Consider the following 18680-nt stretch of genomic DNA (forward strand, 5'->3'; position numbering starts at 1 on the left):
ATGAAGCTATTAGTTATCGGTGGTGGCGGCCGTGAACATGCATTGGCATGGCGCCTCACTCAATCCCAACGCGTAGAAATGGTTTTTGTGGCTCCAGGGAACGGTGGCACCGCCACAGGCGAGCGTATGAAAAACGTGGCCATTACTGAAGTAGATGAGCTGGTTAAGTTTGCTCAAGACAATCACATCGCCTTTGCCATCGTAGGTCCAGAAGCGCCTTTAGCTGCTGGTGTGGTAGATGCGTTTAGAGCTAAAGGTTTAAAAATTTTTGGCCCCACTCAGGCTGCAGCCCAACTAGAGAGCTCCAAAGAGTACGCCAAAGATTTCATGAAAAAACATAAAATCCCTACCGCTGCCTACGCTACCTTTAACGATGTCAAAGCCGCTAAAGCTTACATACGAGAGCAAGGTGCACCTATTGTGGTCAAAGCCGATGGCCTAGCTGCGGGTAAAGGTGTGATCGTAGCAATGACAGAAAACGAAGCCTTAGCTGCGGTTGATGATATTTTAGGCGGCCTATTTGGTGAGGCCGGCGCACGTGTAGTAATTGAAGAATTTTTAGTAGGTGAAGAAACCAGCTTTATTGTGATGTGTGATGGCAAGCATGTGCTGCCTATGGCCACTAGCCAAGACCATAAACGCCTCAAAGACGCTGACGAAGGACCAAACACAGGCGGAATGGGCGCCTACTCACCCGCCCCTATTGTTAGCCCCACCTTGCACAACCGTATTATGCGTGAAGTCATTCACCCCACCTTAAACGGCATGGCTAAAGACGGTATTCCTTACACCGGTTTTCTATACGCAGGTCTTATGATTGACGAAGGCCCCGACGCCACACGCCCTATTAAAGTGCTGGAATACAATTGCCGCTTAGGTGATCCTGAAACCCAGCCTATTATGATGCGTATCAAAAATGATCTCACCGAAATCTTTGAAATGGCTTTTGCCGGTAAATTAGACGAAGCCACTATAGACTGGGATAGACGTCCCGCCATTGGTGTGGTGATGGCAGCCGCCAATTACCCCGAAGAGCCCCGTTTAGGTGATGTCATTCAACCCCTACCTGAAGATTCAGAAGAGTGCATGGTGTTTCATGCCGGTACCGTCTTAGAGGGTGATCAGCTTAAAACCTCGGGCGGCCGCGTTTTATGCGTAACAGCCTTAGGTGAATCCATACGCAGAGCTCAAGAAGCCGCCTACGCCACCGCCAATCACATTCACTTTGATGGTAAGCAGTTCCGCAGCGATATAGGCTGGCGTGCACTACCTGCTGATGAGTCATAAAATGAAATTTTCTGTACAACCCGTCTACGAGTACTTCACCGATTTACAATCCCGTATTGTGGCCGAGCTAGAACAAGCCGATGGCACGGCTTTTACTTCCGATGCCTGGGAACGCGCTGAAGGCGGAGGCGGGCTTTCTCGCTACTTAGAAAATGGTGCGCTATTTGAACGCGCGGCAGTACTCTTTAGCCATGTAAAAGGCACACAGCTACCGCCTTCCGCTAGTGCACAACGCCCTGAGCTGGCAGGAAGGCCATGGGAAGCCATGGGTGTTTCTTTAGTTATACACCCACAGAATCCCTACATACCCACCACACATATGAATGTGCGTATGTTTGTGGCTCACGCCACCAATGACGCCCAAGAACCGGTTTTTTGGTTTGGAGGCGGCTTAGATCTTACGCCCTACTATATTTTTGAAGACGATGCACGCCATTTTCATCAAATGTGTGCTGATGCCTTAGCTCCTTTTGGGGACGATAAATACCCCCGCTATAAGCAATGGTGTGATGAGTACTTTTACTTAAAGCACCGTCAAGAAACGCGAGGCATAGGTGGTATTTTTTTTGATGATTTAAATGCCCTAGGTTTTGAAAAAAGCTTTGCACTCATCCGTTCCGTAGGGGATCATTTCACTAAGGCTTATATGCCTATAGTAGAGGCGCGTCGTACGATGGAGTATGGTAAGCGCGAACGTGATTTCCAAGCCTACAGACGGGGGCGTTATGTGGAGTTCAATCTGGTCTTTGATAGAGGCACTTTATTCGGCTTGCAATCAGGAGGGCGTACTGAATCCATTTTACTCTCTATGCCACCTAAGGTCGCTTGGCGTTACTGCTGGGAGCCCGAAGTAGGTAGTCCCGAAGCCAAACTTTATGAGTATTTAAAACCGTATCCATGGTTAGAAAACGTATAGGTTTACTGGGGGGCAGTTTTGACCCCGTACATATAGCCCATATTGCTTTAGCAAAAGCTGCCCTGCAATCATTACAATTGGCTGAAGTGCAGCTTTTACCCGCGGCGAACCCGTGGCAAAAAAAATATTTAGGCGCTGATGAAAAACACCGATTAGCTATGTTGGAGCTAGCGATCAAAAACGAGCCTCATTTAACGGTGAATCCCGTAGAAATTGAACGTGGGGGCGCCACCTACACTTACGATACCGTTAGCCAACTCTCTACTGACAACAGTTATTTTTGGATTTTAGGCTCCGATCAGCTGCAAGGTTTTCCTACTTGGAGTCATTGGCAAGATATATTACAGTATGTGGAGTTAGCCGTAGCGCAACGCCCGGGCGACCCTATAGACCCGCCCCCTGAGCTACAAAACCATTTAAACCTCTTAGGCAAAACTCTGCACACCATAGACTTTGCCCCCACCCCACTTTCCGCTACGCTGATACGTGAACGGCTACAACAGCATCAGTCGGTGGCTACCATGGTGTCTCCTTGTGTGGAACACTATATTCAACAACACCAACTTTATCAGTTATAAAAATTTATGAAAATTGAAGACCAATTACAACTCGTAGTAGATACCCTTGAAAAAGGCCGTGCCAAAGATATACAAGCCTTTGACACCACCAAAATCACCGGCCTTTTTGACCGCGTAGTCATTGCTACAGCCAATGCTCGCCAAACTAAATCCTTAGCTGATAACGTCATTGATAATGCTAAAAAAGCCGGCTTGGAAGTACTAGCTTATGAAGGCGCTGATACCGGCGAATGGGTATTAGTAGACTTAGGGGGTATTGTGATCCATCACATGCAGCCAGCTATTCGAGAATACTATAATCTGGAAGAGCTCTGGGGAGACACACCTATAGAGCTAAATCTCAAAACAGACACCATGCCCAACTTATCAGACGATTAATCTCATTTCATGACGGTAAAAAGACGCACTAAAATTGTAGCCACCCTAGGCCCTGCTAGTGAGAATGCCATCGCTTTAGAAAAACTGATATTGGCTGGCTTAGACGTGGCACGCTTAAACTTCTCTCACGGCACAGCTGAAAGTCATCGCCAAAAAACTTTGCTGGTGCGTCAGTTAGCCGCTAAACATAAGCGCTTTGTAGGCATTATGGGAGATTTACAAGGACCTAAGATCCGCATTGCCCGTTTTGTCGAAGGGGCTGTACAACTGGAAGCCGGTCAAACTTTCACCTTATCCACCTCACACCCGAATGATGCAGGTAATGCTTCTGTAGTCGCTGTAGAATACCCGCCTTTAATTGATGCCTGCAGTCCCGGCGATGAATTACTACTAGATGATGGCAAAATTGTTCTACAAGTAGAAGCCGTTTTTGACGATCGCGTAGAAACCCTAGTCCTCAATGCGGGGGAATTATCAAATAACAAAGGCATTAATCGCCGTGGTGGTGGTATTTCCGCCCCCAGTCTTACGGATAAAGATCGCGAAGACATCCAGCTCGCCGCTGAACTAAACGTAGATTATGTAGCGGTGTCGTTTCCCCGTTATGGCAGCGATATACAAAAAGCGCGTGAATTACTGAAGGCTGCTGGCTCAGACGCTTGGGTGATTGCTAAAATAGAACGGGCTGAAGCTGTAGCCGATGATGCTGCCTTAGAGGATATTATCTCCGCCAGTGATGGGGTAATGGTGGCACGAGGCGATTTAGGCGTAGAGATTGGCGATGCGCGTCTAGTGGGTATACAAAAACGTATTATTCAACACGCACGTAGACTAAATAAACTGGTAATTACTGCTACCCAAATGATGGAATCCATGACACATAGCCCCGCCCCTACACGGGCTGAAGTGTCTGATGTGGCCAATGCGGTGTTAGATTATACGGATGCGGTAATGCTTTCCGGTGAAAGCGCTACCGGGCGATACCCCGTAGAAGCCATCACCGCGATGGCACGCATTTGTGTGGGAGCAGAGGCTGAGCCTACTAGCGGTATTTCTAAACATCGCATAGGTGAAGTGTTTGAGCGTTGTGATGATACCATTGCCTTATCTGCCATGTATGCCGCCAATCATTATCCCGGTATCAAGGCCATTATTAGTTTAAGTGAAAGTGGTCGCACACCGCTTATTATGTCGCGCATTAAGTCAACGGTACCTATTTTTTGTTTTACGCGTCATCAATCTACCCAACAACGCGCCACCTTGTTTAGAGGCGTATACAGCATGGACTTTAATGCTACCAAATACGCCCAAGAAGAAGTCGCTAATGCTGCTATACAACATTTATTAGCGCACAACGCAGTGCACTCTGGTGACTGGGTGATCTTAACCAAAGGCACCTTAGACCAAGCGGGTGGCACTAACAGCATGCACATATTACAGGTGAGCTAAATGACATCAACTCAACCCCTTTATCTAGCCTCAGGCAGCCCACGTCGTTATGAATTACTGCAGCAAATTGCTCTAGCGCATGAGGTTTTATATGTACCCGCTCCCGAAGGAGAAGACGAGCCTATACTGCCTCATGAATCGGCTTTGAACTACGTACAACGCACTGCGCACACTAAACTAGAGCAAGCCTTACTTTGGCGCGCTAGCCAACCAGACTTACATCAAAATTGGCCTATTTTATGCGCGGACACCACGGTAGAACTTGATGGTGAAATTCTAGGAAAACCGGATGATTTAACACATGCCGCTCAACTTCTGCGCGCATTGTCAGGCACAATGCATCACGTACACACTGCTGCTTGCCTAGCTTATGAAGGGCAAATTTACGAAAGCATTTCCAGCAGTAAAATTTGGTTTAGGGAATTATCAGCTGCAGAGATAACCGCCTACTGTGATAGCGAAGAACCTTTGGGTAAGGCTGGTGCCTATGGCATACAAGGTAGAGCCGCTATTTTTATCAAACGTTTAGAAGGCAGCTACAGCAGCGTGATGGGCTTAGACGTCTATCAAACCCATCAGCTGTGCATAGAGGCTGGTTTAGTTTAGTTTTAACGAGTTTAACGTAAGACGCCGCCGCCCATCTGCAAAACTAGCCATGAGTAAAATAACTCATTGGGATCGGTGGGCCTACCATTTAAAAGTAGTGTGTTATTAGCGGCGTCAAAACGTAGTGTAAGGGTAGCGTCTTTGCCATCATAAACTAACAAACCCACCTCTTGGCCCTGCTGAGCAAACCGCGTAAACAGCATATCGGCTAAACTACTACTAAAGCCATCTTCGCTAAAAAACCCCTGTATCATGGGGCGCGACAAACGGATATTAAGATCTAAGGCTTCAAAAAAGTGCGCGAGATCCACTTCATTTTGCTGGTATGGTTTGGCCGCAGTGGGGGCCATTTTTAGGTCGGCTATTATATGGCTTTGACCAGCCGTATTTTCCCAGCTCAAAGGATTAATTTTAAGCTCTGGCTGATGACTGAAAAAACGGTCTAAAAAAGGTTGTAGCTCAGCTTCTTCAAGCTCATCTACAAGCTCTGGCTGCGATAATAAGGCCAACACTTCATAATCAATACGTTTAGCGTCTAGCTCTAGCTCTAGCTGCCCTACCTCATGCCCATCCACTTGAACGCTGGCCACATCATAATAAAGCGCACTATTTACTAAACCATTTTGCAAACTATAGGCAGATTTAGCGGTGAGCTGATGCATCAAAACTTCTACTGACTGCTCAAAGCCCACCCCCATTTGCTCAATATGCAAAGCGGCCTCAGAGCGTTGCCCCTGTTCGCTATCTGTAACGCTGCCTTCAAGGTAGGTATGGTTTAGCGCTAGGTGCATACCATTCTCACCATCTAGTAACATAAAACGTGGTAGATCAGCGTCAATGGTAATTTGATCTTTAGCTGCCTGATAATCCACGTTGATGGTGGCAGGCTCCATTTTCACTTGACCGCCAAACTCGTTTTGATAATCAACCGCTGCTAAATCAATATGGCTATTACTAGAGCCATTAAAAGCAATAAAGCTATGCGCTGTAATGGGCGCTTCCCCATTAGGCGTGGCATCAAACCAAGGCTGCACATTTTGACTAGGCAATAATTTCAACTCACTATAAGCCAACAAAGGTGCAAGGCGCCCTTTCATTAAGGCAGCAAAAGGCAAGGGCCCATGGCGTAAATCATCTTCTAGTAAAAGTGGATATTGCTCTTGACCATCGTTAATAAGTAATTCATAACTAATATCTGAAGAAAACCAATGACGTTTATAATTTACGATTTTTAAATGCACGGCCTCTTTATCTAAACTCACGGCATAATGAGTGGCAACTGTAGCGTTAAATTCTGCGACTTGCTTACGAATCTCCGGCTCCGCCTTAGCACCCATATACCATGCAGCCCCACTATAGGCTGCAGCAAGTATGGCTACACCCAAGACTAAATTACGTGTAGCGCTCATTATTCACCTTGGTCTACATTTAATTTTCTAGAAAGTTCACGCGGCAGCGGAAACGAAATCGTTTCTTCTACCCCATCTAAGGTACGTACTGAAATAGCACCTAGCTCTTTAATACGATCAATCACCTGTTGCACCAACTCTTCAGGAGCAGATGCTCCCGCAGTAATGCCCACTCGAGGGCTAGATGCAAACCACTCCGCCTGCACCATGGCCGGATCATCGAGTAAGTAAGCGGCGGCCCCTTTACGTTCTGCCACTTCACGTAAACGGTTAGAGTTTGAGCTATTCACACTACCCACCACCAGCACCACATCACATTGTGGTGCCATGACTTTAACGGCATCTTGACGATTTTGCGTAGCATAGCAAATATCACTTTTCTTGGGCTCTACAATATTAGGAAATCGCTGGCGTAGGGCTTGAGCCACCTCTTCTGCATCATCTACTGACAGGGTGGTTTGGGTAACAAAGGCTAAATTATCGGGGTCTGTAACCTCTAAATTTTGAACATCGGCTACGGTTTCTACCAAAAACATGCCTTTAGTGGCTTGACCTAAGGTGCCTTCAACCTCAGGATGGCCTTTATGACCAATCATGATGATTTCTCGGCCATTCGCATGCATACGGGTGACTTCTCTATGCACCTTGGTGACTAAAGGGCAGGTGGCATCAAACACAGTAAGACCACGCTCTTCGGCTTCAGCGCGCACTGCTAAGGACACACCATGCGCTGAAAACACTACAATGGCCCCTGCTGGTGCTTCCTCGAGCTGTTTGATGAAAATAGCTCCTTTGTTGCGTAAATCATCTACCACATAACGATTATGTACAATTTCATGGCGCACATAAATAGGCTTGCCATGGAGCTCTAAGGCTCGCTCTACAATATCAATGGCACGGTCTACACCGGCACAAAACCCCCGAGGCTGGGCAAGCACCACCTGCATCTCTGGCAGTTGAGTTAAAGTTTCAATTTGAGGCTTCATAATATTCCTAAAATATGGACGTCTAGACGAATTTGGGCGCCCGCTAAAGGATGATTAAAGTCAAACAGCGCGGCATCTTCACCCCATTGTTTTAACACACCGGCATAATGAATACCCGTAGGGGCGGCAAATTCCACCATATCACCGGGTTCATAGTTTTTATCAGGGTCAGTTAAGTCGCCCATCATGGTTTTACTCACCCACTGCACTAAGGATGGGTTGCGCTCACCATAAGCTTCTTCAGGGCTCAAAGTAACACCAAAAATCTCCCCTTCAGCCTTCCCAATCAAGCTTTGCTCTAAGCCCGGTGACCATTGTCCTGTACCCATCTGCAAAGTAGCTGGCCTGCCATCAAAGGTATTTACAAACACCGTGCCGCCAGCCGGCCCGCTTTGAATTTGAATGCAATAGTGCAAAGTTAAGTAAGAGTCCGCATGGACAATTGGCCGCGCATCGTGGTTTTCTGTGCTCAAGGTCTGTCACCCTTATTACGTCTATGTGTTGGTTTGTTGGTTGATGAATTAATTCAATATTTTCAATAATTCATTGATTTACTTATATATCTTTCTATTTTAATGCCTACTATGACTTCTGACAGCAAATCCCTAAACAATGTGCGGCCTCGTGAACGTTTATTGCAATCTGGCCCTGCGGCACTTAGCGATATAGAACTACTTGCAATCCTCCTACGTACTGGCACACGCCAGCATACGGTACTCGAATTGGCTCAGCAGTTACTGCATAAGCTAGGTGGTTTACGCGGTTTATTAGCCACAGATATAGATGTGTTACTACAACAAAAAGGCATTGGCCAAGCCAAAGCCTGCGAGCTACAAGCCATTAGTGAAATTAATAAACGCGCCTTAGAGCAAAGCTTAAAACAAGGCCCCGTAATGAATGAACCCCGTTTGGTGAAAAACTACTGCATCGCCCAACTGGGCCATTTAACTATTGAACATTGCATGGCGCTTTACTTAGATAATCAACTGCATTTAATTTTAAGTGAAGAAGTCTCCAAAGGGACGCTCACTCAAGCTTCGGTATACCCACGAGAAATTGTCAAATCTGCGCTTAAGCATCATGCCGCTGCTATTATTTTGGCACATAATCACCCTTCCGGAGTGCGCAGCCCAAGCGCTGCTGATTTGGCTTTAACCAAACATCTTCAACAAGCCTTATCTTTAGTCGACATCCGACTGCTGGACCATTTAATTATTACCGCGGGCCACGCCACCTCTTTAGCTGAACAAGGCCAAATGTGATTCAACTTTTACACCACACTATGGATTTAACTTTGCAAAGCGTCTCTTCAATGATAAAATCCTTCTTTTTACAGGGCACGTGGCAGGTAAATTAGACTACCTGTTGGCGATCCGCTTTAAGAGAACAGGATAACATCATGAAAGTAGGCATCCACCCCGAATACCGCGAAGTGGTGTTCTTGGACCAACAAACTGGCAACACATTTATTACACGCTCCACCCTTCACTCTCGTGATAGCATTGAGCTAGATGGTAAAACATACCCATTGTTTAAATGTGACGTCACTTCCGAGTCCCACCCTTTTTACACAGGCGCACAAACTCGCATCGTTGAAACTGGTCGCGTTGAGAAATTCCGTGCCCGTTTTGCTCGCACAGCTGGTACTCGCGCTAAAAAAGCAGAATAACAGCTTGCTTTGCAGCAAACTCCAAAAGCAGCGTAAACGCTGCTTTTTTACTGTATGGCTTCTATTATTACCCCTTCTTCCACCCCTGCACGCTTAATTAGCTCTGCCGCCAATAAATTACCCCGCCCCATTCTCTGGACGGTGGGCTTATTGTATATTTTTGCGGGTTTATTTTTTCGGGATCCTTGGAAAAGTGACGACGTAATAGGCTTAGCCACTATGCTAAGCACCTTACAGTACGAAGGCTGGCAAACATGGCTCACACCACAAATAGGTGATTTAGCTTATGCCGAAATAGGCCCTTTATCTATATGGATAGGGGCATTAAGCATTAGTCTCTTTAGCCCTCTATTTCAGCTTTTCAGCTCTGAGCTTGACGCCAACATCATGGCATCAAGACTGCCTAACCTGCTGTATTTTCTTATTTTAATCAGTACCCTATGGCAAGGAGTTTTTAGGTTAGCTAGCCAAAAAGCCGCACAACCTCTGCCTTTACCTTTTGGGGGTGAACCCTCAGCCATCGCTTATGGTCGCATGATTGCTGATGCCGCTTTGCTATTATGCGTAGCCACCATTGGTATCTTATTACGCCTGCACGAAACATCAACCGTACCCTTAAGCTTGGCCTTATATTCCACCGCGTTTTATGCCCTTAGCTTATTTCTAAAGAAACCATGGCGCGGTGCTAGTTTATTAGGTTTAGCCATCGGTTTTAGTTTTTTAAACCAAGGTCTATGGGTTGCAAGCAGTCTAGTTATTAGTATTGTTTTCGCTTTTATAGGATGTATAAGCTTACGCCAACACGCTAAGCTGCTCTTACTCACTCTAGGCATAGCGGTCGGCATCGCGCTTTGTTGGATTCTTCCGGCTGCACAATATGAGTATTGGTGGCAGCAGTGGCGTTTATGGCATCTAGCACAATTACATTGGCCAAGCTTTAATCATTTATTAAATACTGGGCGCGATTTATTGTGGTTTTTATGGCCTACTTGGCCGTTAGTTATTATTGCACTGTGGCAATGGCGTACTTGGATACGTTTTGCACATATTGCTGTACCTTTTAGTCTGCTTGTAGGGCCTTTTTTGCTTTTGTTTTTTCACCAAAATGCCTTTGAGCCTGAATACAGCTTATTAGTGGTCCCTTTTTCTGCGCTAGCTGCATTTGCCTTACCTACGCTACGCCGCGCTGCTATTAATAGTTTTGACTGGTTTGCAGTCATGTGTTTTTCGCTTATTATTGCCACCATTTGGTTGGGCTGGATAGCGCAGCACTCAGGCTGGCCACCTAAAATCGCCCACAGCATTCATCGTCAAACGCAAGGTTTTGATGTCAGTATCTCTTGGCTAGCTTTACTTATTGCTTTACTAGGCACCTTGGCTTGGGGTAGTTTAGTGCTGTGGCGCTTACGCACCCACCCGCCCGCCTTATGGCGCGGCACGGTATTATCAGCGGGTGGCCTTATTACCGCATGGCTACTGCTTGTCACTTTATGGCTACCTGCTTTAGATTATGCGCGCAGCTATAGACATGTATCGGAAGAATTACATCAGCAGCTCACTCAACTTAATCCCCAACAGTGCGTACGCGCAGTAGGGGTAGGCTTGGGCCAACGAGCTTCTTTTTACGTTTTTAATCAACTCAACTTCAGCTTTAACCCCGCTTGCTCATATGTGCTGCAGCAAACCTCACCTAAATTAAGTAAAGAAGAGCAAAATATTTTTAACCAGCCTACCCAAGAAATCTGGGCAGGCCGTCGTGGTGGGGATCGCAATGAGATGTTTAGACTACTGCGTTTGGGGCAATAACAGTCTTAGCTGTATATATAATTTCGGCGCCAAGGGTATAGACCTGCCTCGGGTGTTTGAGCCAATGATTCGGCAGCTACCACCTGACTACGCTGGGCTAGCACCTGATGCAAACTAATCCACCCATGCTCAAAACTCATGGCGCAGCCAGCTAAATACATACGATAAGCACGTAGAGCACGCTGACCTTGTTCTCCTTCCAGGACCTGTTGCGCCTCTTTTAATTTGGCCTCTAAACCATCACTCCAAGCCCAAAGCGTGCGTGCATAATGAGGGCGCAAATTTTCTATATCTAAAGACTCTAGCCCCCCTTCGGCCAAATGATGCAGCACATGGCTCACATGTGTGAGCTCACCGCCAGGGAAAATATATTTTTCAATAAACTCCCCCATACCGGCGCCTAACTGAGTGTGATCAACGCCCCCCGCGGTAATACCATGATTTAACACCAAGCCATCGGGTGTTAATAAATTATATAAACGAGAAAAATATCCCGTAAGTTGCGCACGCCCTACGTGCTCAAACATCCCAACTGAAGCAATTTTATCGAAAGGCTGATCTGCAGGTAACTTTCTATAGTCCAACAGATGCATCTGTACCCGCCCCTCTAACCCTTTTTCTTGGATGAGTTGATTTACGTAGCGGTGTTGATTATGTGACAACGTAATGCCAGTTGCATTCACCCCATAATGCTCGGCTGCCCATAATAATAAACCGCCCCAACCTGCTCCCATATCAAGAAAACGGTCTGTAGCTTGTAAGTTAAGCTTACGGCAAATTAAATCTAATTTAGCCTCTTGGGCCTGTGCTAAATCTATTTCTGGCTTATCGTAATAAGCACAAGAGTAAACACGCCTTGGATCTAACCATAAGGCAAAAAACTCATCTGATAAATCATAATGAAACTCAATTTGTTGTGCATCACGCTCCATAGAATGGCGCCAAACAGAGCGTAAACGCATAATAAGTTGCGTAAACATCCCAGCTCTGACTTCATTCATAGGAGTATCAGGTAATATAGCAGCAGCAGCCTCCATTAAATCACGCATTGAGCCACTAAATTCAAACTGACCATTTACATAATCATCACCTAATAACCCCACTTGCCCAGCCGCCAAGTTGGCTAACACCTTAGGGGTTTTAGCATGAACTTCCAGCTGAGGGTCTTCACTACCTATTTGACTGCCATTAGGCAAAGTAAGCCGAGTTCTTAAGGGTAATTTGTCTAAAACGGCTTGAACTGCTGCATTAACACTCATTGTATTTACTCCTTGTTTTTCCTTGTTACTTATTTTCAACATTAAGTTTATAGTCAATTTACCATGCCACAACCAAAATCTCAGCTCGGCCGCAAGCTTCCCTCTTGGCTAATTTTAATGGGCTTACTCACTGCTCTAGGGCCTTTAGCTATTGATTTCTATTTGCCCGCCTTCCCTATGATGGCAATAGACTTAAATACTAGTGAGGGAAATGTAGAACGTACCTTGGCCAGTTATTTATTTGGTATGGCATTAGCTCAGTTATTTTACGGCCCGATTTCAGACCGCTTTGGGCGCAAAAAACCCTTAATTTTTGGCTTAATTTTATTTAGTTTTGCTACGTGTATGGTGGCTTTTAGCCAAGACATTGAACATTTAACTTTATGGCGTATTGCCCAAGCCTTCGGCGGTGCGGCTGGTTTAGTGATGCCCCGTGCCGTCATACGTGACCAGCTCGATACGCGCGATGCAGCCAAAGCCCTCTCTATGATTATGCTTATTATGGGTGCCACACCCATTTTGGCACCCATTTTAGGGGGGCAAATTTTGCTTTTCTCCAGCTGGCGTAGCCTTTTTTATCTGATGACCTTCTGTGGTGTGGCCTTACTACTTGCTACCAGTTTCTTTATGCGTGAAACCTTAGACCCAGAACACATCACCGCCTTACACCCCAAAACTATTTTTACGAATTACAAAGCGCTCTTTAAACACCGTGGTTTTTTATTTTACTCTTTAGCGGCGGCCTTTGGCTCAGCGGGAATGTTTGCTTATATTAGCGGCTCACCACGTACCTTTATTACCGTCTTTGAGGTTCCGGTTGCTTGGTTTGGCGTGTTGTTTGGATTAAATGCCTTTTGTTTGATTTTGGCTTCACAAATTGGAGTACGTTTGCTGAATTTTGCGAGCCCAAGCCGTTTATTACGATTAGCACAGAATACTCAACTGAGCATTGTGCTTTTTGGTGTGATTTGTACTTTTTTTGGTATAATAAACGTTTATGGCATGATGGCGATGCTCATGGGCTTTATGGCATGTCAAGGTATTATAAGCCCAAACGCCGCCGCCCTTGCCTTAGCAGAACAGGGCCGCCGTCTAGGTGCTGCCTCTGCTCTTATGGGCACATTACAAATGTTATGTGGCGCTATAGCAGGTTTAGCCATTAGCTCATGGCAGCAACTATCCCCTCTCCCGTTAGCCTCCGTATTAGCCGTATGCGTGGTTATTTCGTGGTTTTCTGGCCGCAGGGCTGAAAAACACCCGGGCTGATACTTGCACTGCAAGCACTATATATATTAGAATGTTATGTTTTACGAACAACTTAGGCTAAAGCAGATTTAGCTTTGTGCTTTAATGCGCCCGTAGTAACATTTTTACTGCAAGCGCGGAAGCCGATTTAGACTCTAAAGGGGTATAACCATGGCACGCGTATGCCGAGTTACCGGAAAGCGCCCAATGTCGGGCAACAATGTTTCTCATGCAAACAACAAAACCAGACGTCGTTTTTTGCCTAATCTACAATCACGTCGTTTCTGGGTAGAAAGTGAAAACCGCTGGGTTCGTTTACGTATATCCACCAATGCATTACGTACCATCGATAAAAATGGTATAGATGCTGTTTTAGCTGATATGCGTGCTCGTGGCGAACGCGTTTAAGCGCACATTTCGCTCACTCACTTCTCTTAACTAAAACAGTTACCTAAAGGACTCACATTATGGCAAAAGGTATTCGCGAGAAAATCAAACTCGAATCCTCAGCTGGTACTGGTCACTTTTACACCACTACTAAAAACAAGCGTAATACTCCTGAGAAAATGGTCATCAAAAAATTTGACCCTGTAGTACGCAAACACGTAGAGTACAAAGAAACTCGTCTACGTTAATACTACGGTATGACCCAGCGAGACTACGGCAAAGAGCCCTGCAAACATGCGGGGCTTTTTTGTGTGGTATCGGTATAATATAAGAATCATTTTATTCATCTCCTACTTGGTAGTCCAAATCTCATGCAGGAAAGTTATAAACCTAACGAAGTCGAACGCGCAGCCCAACAAAACTGGCAAAACCGCGACGCCTATCGCGTAAGCGAAAACGCCACCAATGCAGATGGCTCTTTAAAGCCTAAATTTTATGCCTGTTCCATGCTGCCTTATCCTAGCGGTAAATTACACATGGGCCATGTGCGTAATTACACCATTAATGATGTGATGGCGCGCCAACTCCGACTGCGTGGCTATAACGTACTCATGCCTATGGGTTGGGATGCTTTTGGTATGCCGGCTGAAAATGCGGCTATTCAATCACAAGTGCCTCCCGCTAAATGGACCTACGACAACATTGCTTACATGAAAAAGCAAATGGATGCCATGGGCTTAGCCATTGATTGGTCACGTGAAATGTGTGCCTGCGACCCAGAGTACTACAAGTGGAATCAATGGTTTTTCTTAAAAATGCTAGAAGCGGGTATTGCCTATAGAAAAACCCAAGTCGTGAACTGGGACCCCATAGACCAAACCGTCTTAGCTAATGAGCAAGTCATAGATGGCCGCGGCTGGCGCTCGGGCGCGTTGATAGAAAAACGTGAAATTCCCGGTTATTACTTAGGCATTACTAAGTACGCCGATGAGCTCTTAGATCAAGTGCAGCATCATTTACCCGGCTGGCCCGAGCGCGTGCGTACCATGCAAGAAAACTGGATAGGTAAAAGTTTTGGTGTGCGTTTTGCGTTTACCCATGATATTTGTGATGATAGCGGTGCCCTCATCCAAGAGGGTCGTATGTATGTGTTCACCACTCGCGCTGACACCATTATGGGCGTAACTTTCTGTGCGGTAGCCCCCGAACACCCTTTAGCCACCCAAGCGGCTAAAACAAACCCTGAGCTAGCAGAATTCATAGAGAAATGTAAAAAAGGCGGTCAGTCTGAAGCCGATATTGCCACCCGTGATAAAGAAGGCATGCCTACCGGCCTCTATGTGACTCATCCTATTACCCAACAGCCCGTGGCCTTATGGGTAGGTAATTACGTACTCATGTCTTATGGCGATGGGGCCGTTATGGGAGTACCCGCGCACGATGAGCGTGATTTTGAGTTTGCTCTCAATTACCAATTACCCATTAAACAAGTGATACAAGTCGCAGACGGTGAGTTCTCTGACACCCAATGGCAAGACTGGTATGCAGACAAAGACAATGGTCTTACTGTGAATTCCGGTGAGTATGATGGCTTGTCTACTGCCGAGGCCATTGACCGTATTGCTGCCTTCTTACAAGAAAAAGGCTTAGGTGAAAAGAAAACCACCTATCGTCTACGCGACTGGGGCATTTCACGCCAACGTTATTGGGGCACACCTATACCCATCATCCATTGTGATGACTGTGGTGCTGTACCGGTACCTGAGAGCGATTTACCCGTGGTGCTACCAGAGCATCTGATTCCAGATGGCAGTGGTAATCCACTAAACAAAGATGAAGACTTTTTGCGCTGCAAATGCCCATCTTGCGGCAAAGATGCGCGCCGTGAAACGGATACCATGGACACTTTTGTGGACTCATCTTGGTATTTCATGCGCTACACCTCCGCCAAAAATGCTGAAGCGATGGTTGATGAACGCACCGATTACTGGATGCCTATGGATCAATACATTGGCGGTATTGAGCATGCGGTGTTGCACTTACTGTATGCGCGCTTTTGGACTAAGGTGATGCGTGATTTAGGCTTGATTAAGTTTGATGAGCCTTTCACTAATCTGCTCACTCAAGGCATGGTGTTAAATCACCTCTACTCCAGACGCACCGCTAATGGCGGCATCGAGTATTTTGCGCCAAGTGATGTGGAAAACGTCACTGATAGCAAAGGTAATATTACGGGAGCCCGTTTAAAATCAGATGGCTCTGAAGTGCAGTACGAAGGCATAGGCACCATGTCTAAATCTAAAAACAATGGTGTAGATCCACAGCATCTGATTGATGAAATGGGTGCTGACACCGCACGCTTATTTGTGATGTTTGCCAGCCCGCCTGAACAAACCTTAGAATGGGCTGAGTCCGGCATTGAAGGCTCAAACCGTTTTTTACGTAGATTGTGGAATTTTGCTTATAAACATCAAGCTTCCTTTAAAGCGGGTGCAGCACAACCCATACCTACTGATTTAGACGCTGAAGCCAAAGCATTACGCCGTGAAATTCACAGCATTCTTAAGCAAATAGACTATGACTATCAGCGTATTCAATACAATACCGTGGTCTCTAGCGCCATGAAAATGCTGAACACCTTAGATCATGCCAAACTGGCTGATAATGCAGCGAATCACGCGGTGATCGCCGAAGGTTTTTCTATTTTGCTACGCGTATTGTATCCAGTTGTGCCCCACATCACATGGAAATTATGGGAAGATTTGGCTTATAGCACAGCGTTTGGTGATCTCTTAGATGCCGCCTGGCCCCTAGTCGATGAAGAAGCCCTAATAGCCGATGAAATCAGTCTCATGCTACAAGTCAATGGTAAATTACGCGGCACCCTGACTGTGCCCGCAGATGCGGACAAAACCGTTATAGAGCAAGAGGCCACCGCACACGAGGCCACTCAACGGCATTTAAATGGACTAGAGCCTAAACGCATCATTGTGGTGCCTGGCCGTTTAGTTAACGTAGTAGGTTGATCATTATGCTTAGCGCCAACACTAAGGCAATTACTATGACTTATAAACGCCCGCGCTGGCTGCGGCCAGTGCTATTTGCTGTGGCGCTAAGCGTCTTATTTAGTCTAAATGCCTGCGGCTTTAGACTAAAGCAATCGCATAACCTACCCTTTACTACGCTCTATACAAATGTAGAGGAAAACTCCAGCTTTGGGGCTAGATTGCGGCGTATCTTACTTGCGAACGCACCTGATTTACGTTTGGTGGACTCATCGGACGCAGCGGAAGTGCAGCTTTTACAACTGGCTTACAACAGAAATTTACGTGAATTGTCCTTAGATCCTAGTGGTGAAGTAGAAAACTACGAGCTTCAGTTGCTAATGGAATTCTCTCTGACTGATAATAAGGGAGACTTTTTAATGCCCCCCACCACTCTTAGCGTTATACGTGACATACCTAACAATCCAGATAGCTCTTATGCCAAACAGCTAGAAATTGACTCTTTGTTTGACGATATGGAGTTGTCTGTGGTTGATCGTTTAGTGCGCCGCTTAAGCTCTATGGATGTGCAGCAAGCCTATGAAAACAACCTAAGAATAGACACTACGCCTACCCTACCCGTCTCTCAACCTCCTGCCTCTGCCACTTCTTTCGAATGAAGCTGACGCCTTTACAACCCTGCTACGTAATTTGCGGCGATGAAATCCTACTGCATGTAGAGGCCTGTGATGCTATTCGTGCTGCCGCACAACAACAAGGTTTTCACGAGCGCCACCGTTTTGTGATGGATGGCCGCAGTGACTGGTCTGAGGTATTTGAAGTCACTCAAGCTTTATCTCTATTTGGTGATAAACGCCTTATAGATATCAGTATTCCTGGTGGTAAGCCTGGTCGTAATGGAGCGGAAGCCCTTATAAAACTCAGTGAGCAGTTTTCTACAAACAACTCTTACGACACCGTTTTTCTCCTGCAGTTTCCTCGTTTAGACCGTGCTACACGCAATAGTAAATGGGCCAAAACGCTCAATGCGGCAGCCCAAAAACAATGGGTAGATGTGCCTACGGTCACTAAGCAACAGCTGCCTCAATGGTTACAACAGCGGGCTCAACAACAAAAGCAACGGCTAACCACCGAAGCTTTGCACTGGTTAGCCGATCAGGTAGAGGGGAACTTACTGGCGGCCCATCAAGAATTACAAAAAATGGGGCTTATTTATGCTGAAGGTGAGCTCAGTTTAGGTGAAGTTCAAACAGCCGTTTTAAATGTAGCTCGTTATAATGTATTTGATTTACGTGATGCTATGCTCTCAGGTGACGCCAAACGCGCCTTGACTATTTTGCATGGCTTACGTGGGGAAGGCGAAGCCTTACCTTTGGTACTATGGGCAGTAGGCGATGAAATTCGTGTGTTGGCTACGCTTTCTGCCATACAACAAAGTGGCGGTGATTTAAACCAAGCATTGCGCGAACAACGCATATTTGGTGCTCGTGAAAAACTACTTCGGCACTGCTTGCAACGCCTGCCTGCTTCCACGTGGCCTGCTGCGGTGCGCCACGCCCAAGAGGTGGATCGCATTATTAAAGGGCTTAACACCCCGGGTGTGCTAAACGATGCTTGGGAAGAAACCGCACGTCTTTGTTTACGTGTAGCTCTGGCTGCTTAAACTATTTAGTCCAAACAAATTACTCACTCCTGACTCT

19 protein-coding genes are annotated in these 18680 nt (G+C 46.2%); 15 read left to right on the forward strand and 4 right to left on the reverse strand.

Annotated elements, in window-relative coordinates; all coding sequences use genetic code 11:
* Genes purD through AC2UZJ_RS01620 form a run of 6 tightly spaced genes read left to right on the forward strand, consistent with a single transcriptional unit; the run spans window position 1 to window position 5214 of the window.
* Window positions 1–1287 (forward strand): phosphoribosylamine--glycine ligase, encoded by a 1287-nt coding sequence (gene purD, locus AC2UZJ_RS01595; protein WP_486948366.1) that lies wholly within the window; start codon window positions 1–3, stop codon window positions 1285–1287.
* 1 nt (window position 1288) lies between these two features.
* A complete protein-coding gene (gene hemF, locus AC2UZJ_RS01600) occupies window positions 1289–2203 on the forward strand; it encodes an oxygen-dependent coproporphyrinogen oxidase (protein ID WP_486948367.1) in 915 nt (304 codons plus the stop codon).
* Complete coding sequence (gene nadD / locus AC2UZJ_RS01605) at window positions 2185–2781, forward strand: nicotinate (nicotinamide) nucleotide adenylyltransferase (RefSeq protein WP_486948368.1); 597 nt, start codon at window positions 2185–2187, stop codon at window positions 2779–2781. The genes hemF and nadD overlap by 19 nt, the downstream gene beginning before the upstream one ends.
* Window positions 2782–2787: 6 nt before the next feature.
* Window positions 2788–3159, forward strand: a complete 372-nt coding sequence (gene rsfS / locus AC2UZJ_RS01610; protein WP_486948369.1) for a ribosome silencing factor — start codon at window positions 2788–2790, stop codon at window positions 3157–3159.
* Window positions 3160–3168: 9 nt separating this feature from the next.
* The gene (pyk, locus tag AC2UZJ_RS01615; RefSeq protein WP_486948370.1) at window positions 3169–4608 is read left to right on the forward strand and encodes a pyruvate kinase; all 1440 of its coding nucleotides are present in this window, start codon (window positions 3169–3171) and stop codon (window positions 4606–4608) included.
* Window positions 4609–5214 carry a Maf family protein gene (locus AC2UZJ_RS01620; protein WP_486948371.1) on the forward strand — a complete coding sequence of 202 codons (606 nt, stop codon included), beginning with the start codon at window positions 4609–4611 and terminating at the stop codon, window positions 5212–5214.
* 11 nt (window positions 5215–5225) lie between these two features.
* Here AC2UZJ_RS01620 and AC2UZJ_RS01625 read toward each other — a convergent pair whose 3' ends face one another.
* Genes AC2UZJ_RS01625 through AC2UZJ_RS01635 form a run of 3 tightly spaced genes read right to left on the reverse strand, consistent with a single transcriptional unit; the run spans window position 5226 to window position 8082 of the window.
* The gene (locus tag AC2UZJ_RS01625) at window positions 5226–6623 is read right to left on the reverse strand and encodes a YdgA family protein (RefSeq protein ID WP_486948372.1); all 1398 of its coding nucleotides are present in this window, start codon (window positions 6621–6623) and stop codon (window positions 5226–5228) included.
* Entirely contained in the window at window positions 6623–7609 is a 987-nt protein-coding gene (gene ispH, locus AC2UZJ_RS01630; RefSeq protein WP_486948373.1) for a 4-hydroxy-3-methylbut-2-enyl diphosphate reductase, read from the reverse strand. The genes AC2UZJ_RS01625 and ispH overlap by 1 nt, the downstream gene beginning before the upstream one ends.
* On the reverse strand, window positions 7606–8082 hold the full coding sequence (locus AC2UZJ_RS01635; RefSeq protein WP_486948374.1) for an FKBP-type peptidyl-prolyl cis-trans isomerase: 477 nt from the start codon (window positions 8080–8082) through the stop codon (window positions 7606–7608). Before AC2UZJ_RS01635 ends, ispH begins: the two co-directional genes overlap by 4 nt.
* 111 nt (window positions 8083–8193) lie before the next feature.
* Here AC2UZJ_RS01635 and radC point away from each other — a divergent pair, with 111 nt between their 5' ends.
* The 3 genes from radC (at window position 8194) to AC2UZJ_RS01650 (ending at window position 11084) form a co-directional block, all read left to right on the forward strand.
* Entirely contained in the window at window positions 8194–8871 is a 678-nt protein-coding gene (gene radC / locus AC2UZJ_RS01640; protein WP_486948375.1) for a RadC family protein, read from the forward strand.
* Between the two features lie 137 nt (window positions 8872–9008).
* Entirely contained in the window at window positions 9009–9278 is a 270-nt protein-coding gene (locus tag AC2UZJ_RS01645; RefSeq protein ID WP_486948376.1) for a type B 50S ribosomal protein L31, read from the forward strand.
* A 54-nt stretch (window positions 9279–9332) separates the two neighbouring features.
* Window positions 9333–11084 carry an ArnT family glycosyltransferase gene (locus tag AC2UZJ_RS01650; RefSeq protein WP_486948377.1) on the forward strand — a complete coding sequence of 584 codons (1752 nt, stop codon included), beginning with the start codon at window positions 9333–9335 and terminating at the stop codon, window positions 11082–11084.
* Window positions 11085–11089: 5 nt separating this feature from the next.
* On the opposite strand, the gene AC2UZJ_RS01655 is transcribed toward AC2UZJ_RS01650, so the two are convergent.
* Window positions 11090–12343, reverse strand: coding sequence for a class I SAM-dependent methyltransferase (locus AC2UZJ_RS01655; protein ID WP_486948378.1), 1254 nt, complete (start codon window positions 12341–12343; stop codon window positions 11090–11092).
* A gap of 63 nt (window positions 12344–12406) precedes the next feature.
* On the opposite strand from AC2UZJ_RS01655, the gene AC2UZJ_RS01660 reads away from it, so the two are divergent.
* From AC2UZJ_RS01660 to holA, 6 genes are all read left to right on the forward strand, one after another.
* Complete coding sequence (locus AC2UZJ_RS01660) at window positions 12407–13609, forward strand: multidrug effflux MFS transporter (protein ID WP_486948379.1); 1203 nt, start codon at window positions 12407–12409, stop codon at window positions 13607–13609.
* Between the two features lie 150 nt (window positions 13610–13759).
* A complete protein-coding gene (gene rpmB, locus AC2UZJ_RS01665) occupies window positions 13760–13996 on the forward strand; it encodes a 50S ribosomal protein L28 (RefSeq protein WP_486948380.1) in 237 nt (78 codons plus the stop codon).
* Between the two features lie 59 nt (window positions 13997–14055).
* Entirely contained in the window at window positions 14056–14223 is a 168-nt protein-coding gene (gene rpmG / locus AC2UZJ_RS01670) for a 50S ribosomal protein L33 (protein WP_371016295.1), read from the forward strand.
* 123 nt (window positions 14224–14346) lie between these two features.
* A complete protein-coding gene (gene leuS, locus AC2UZJ_RS01675) occupies window positions 14347–17001 on the forward strand; it encodes a leucine--tRNA ligase (RefSeq protein ID WP_486948381.1) in 2655 nt (884 codons plus the stop codon).
* 35 nt (window positions 17002–17036) lie between these two features.
* Window positions 17037–17639: an LPS-assembly lipoprotein LptE gene (locus tag AC2UZJ_RS01680; protein WP_486948382.1), complete on the forward strand. Its 603-nt coding sequence runs from the start codon at window positions 17037–17039 to the stop codon at window positions 17637–17639.
* Window positions 17636–18643, forward strand: coding sequence for a DNA polymerase III subunit delta (gene holA / locus AC2UZJ_RS01685; RefSeq protein ID WP_486948383.1), 1008 nt, complete (start codon window positions 17636–17638; stop codon window positions 18641–18643). Before AC2UZJ_RS01680 ends, holA begins: the two co-directional genes overlap by 4 nt.
* Window positions 18644–18680 lie beyond the last annotated feature (37 nt).

The sequence above is a fragment of the Paenalcaligenes sp. DL 309 genome (genome assembly GCF_057475285.1).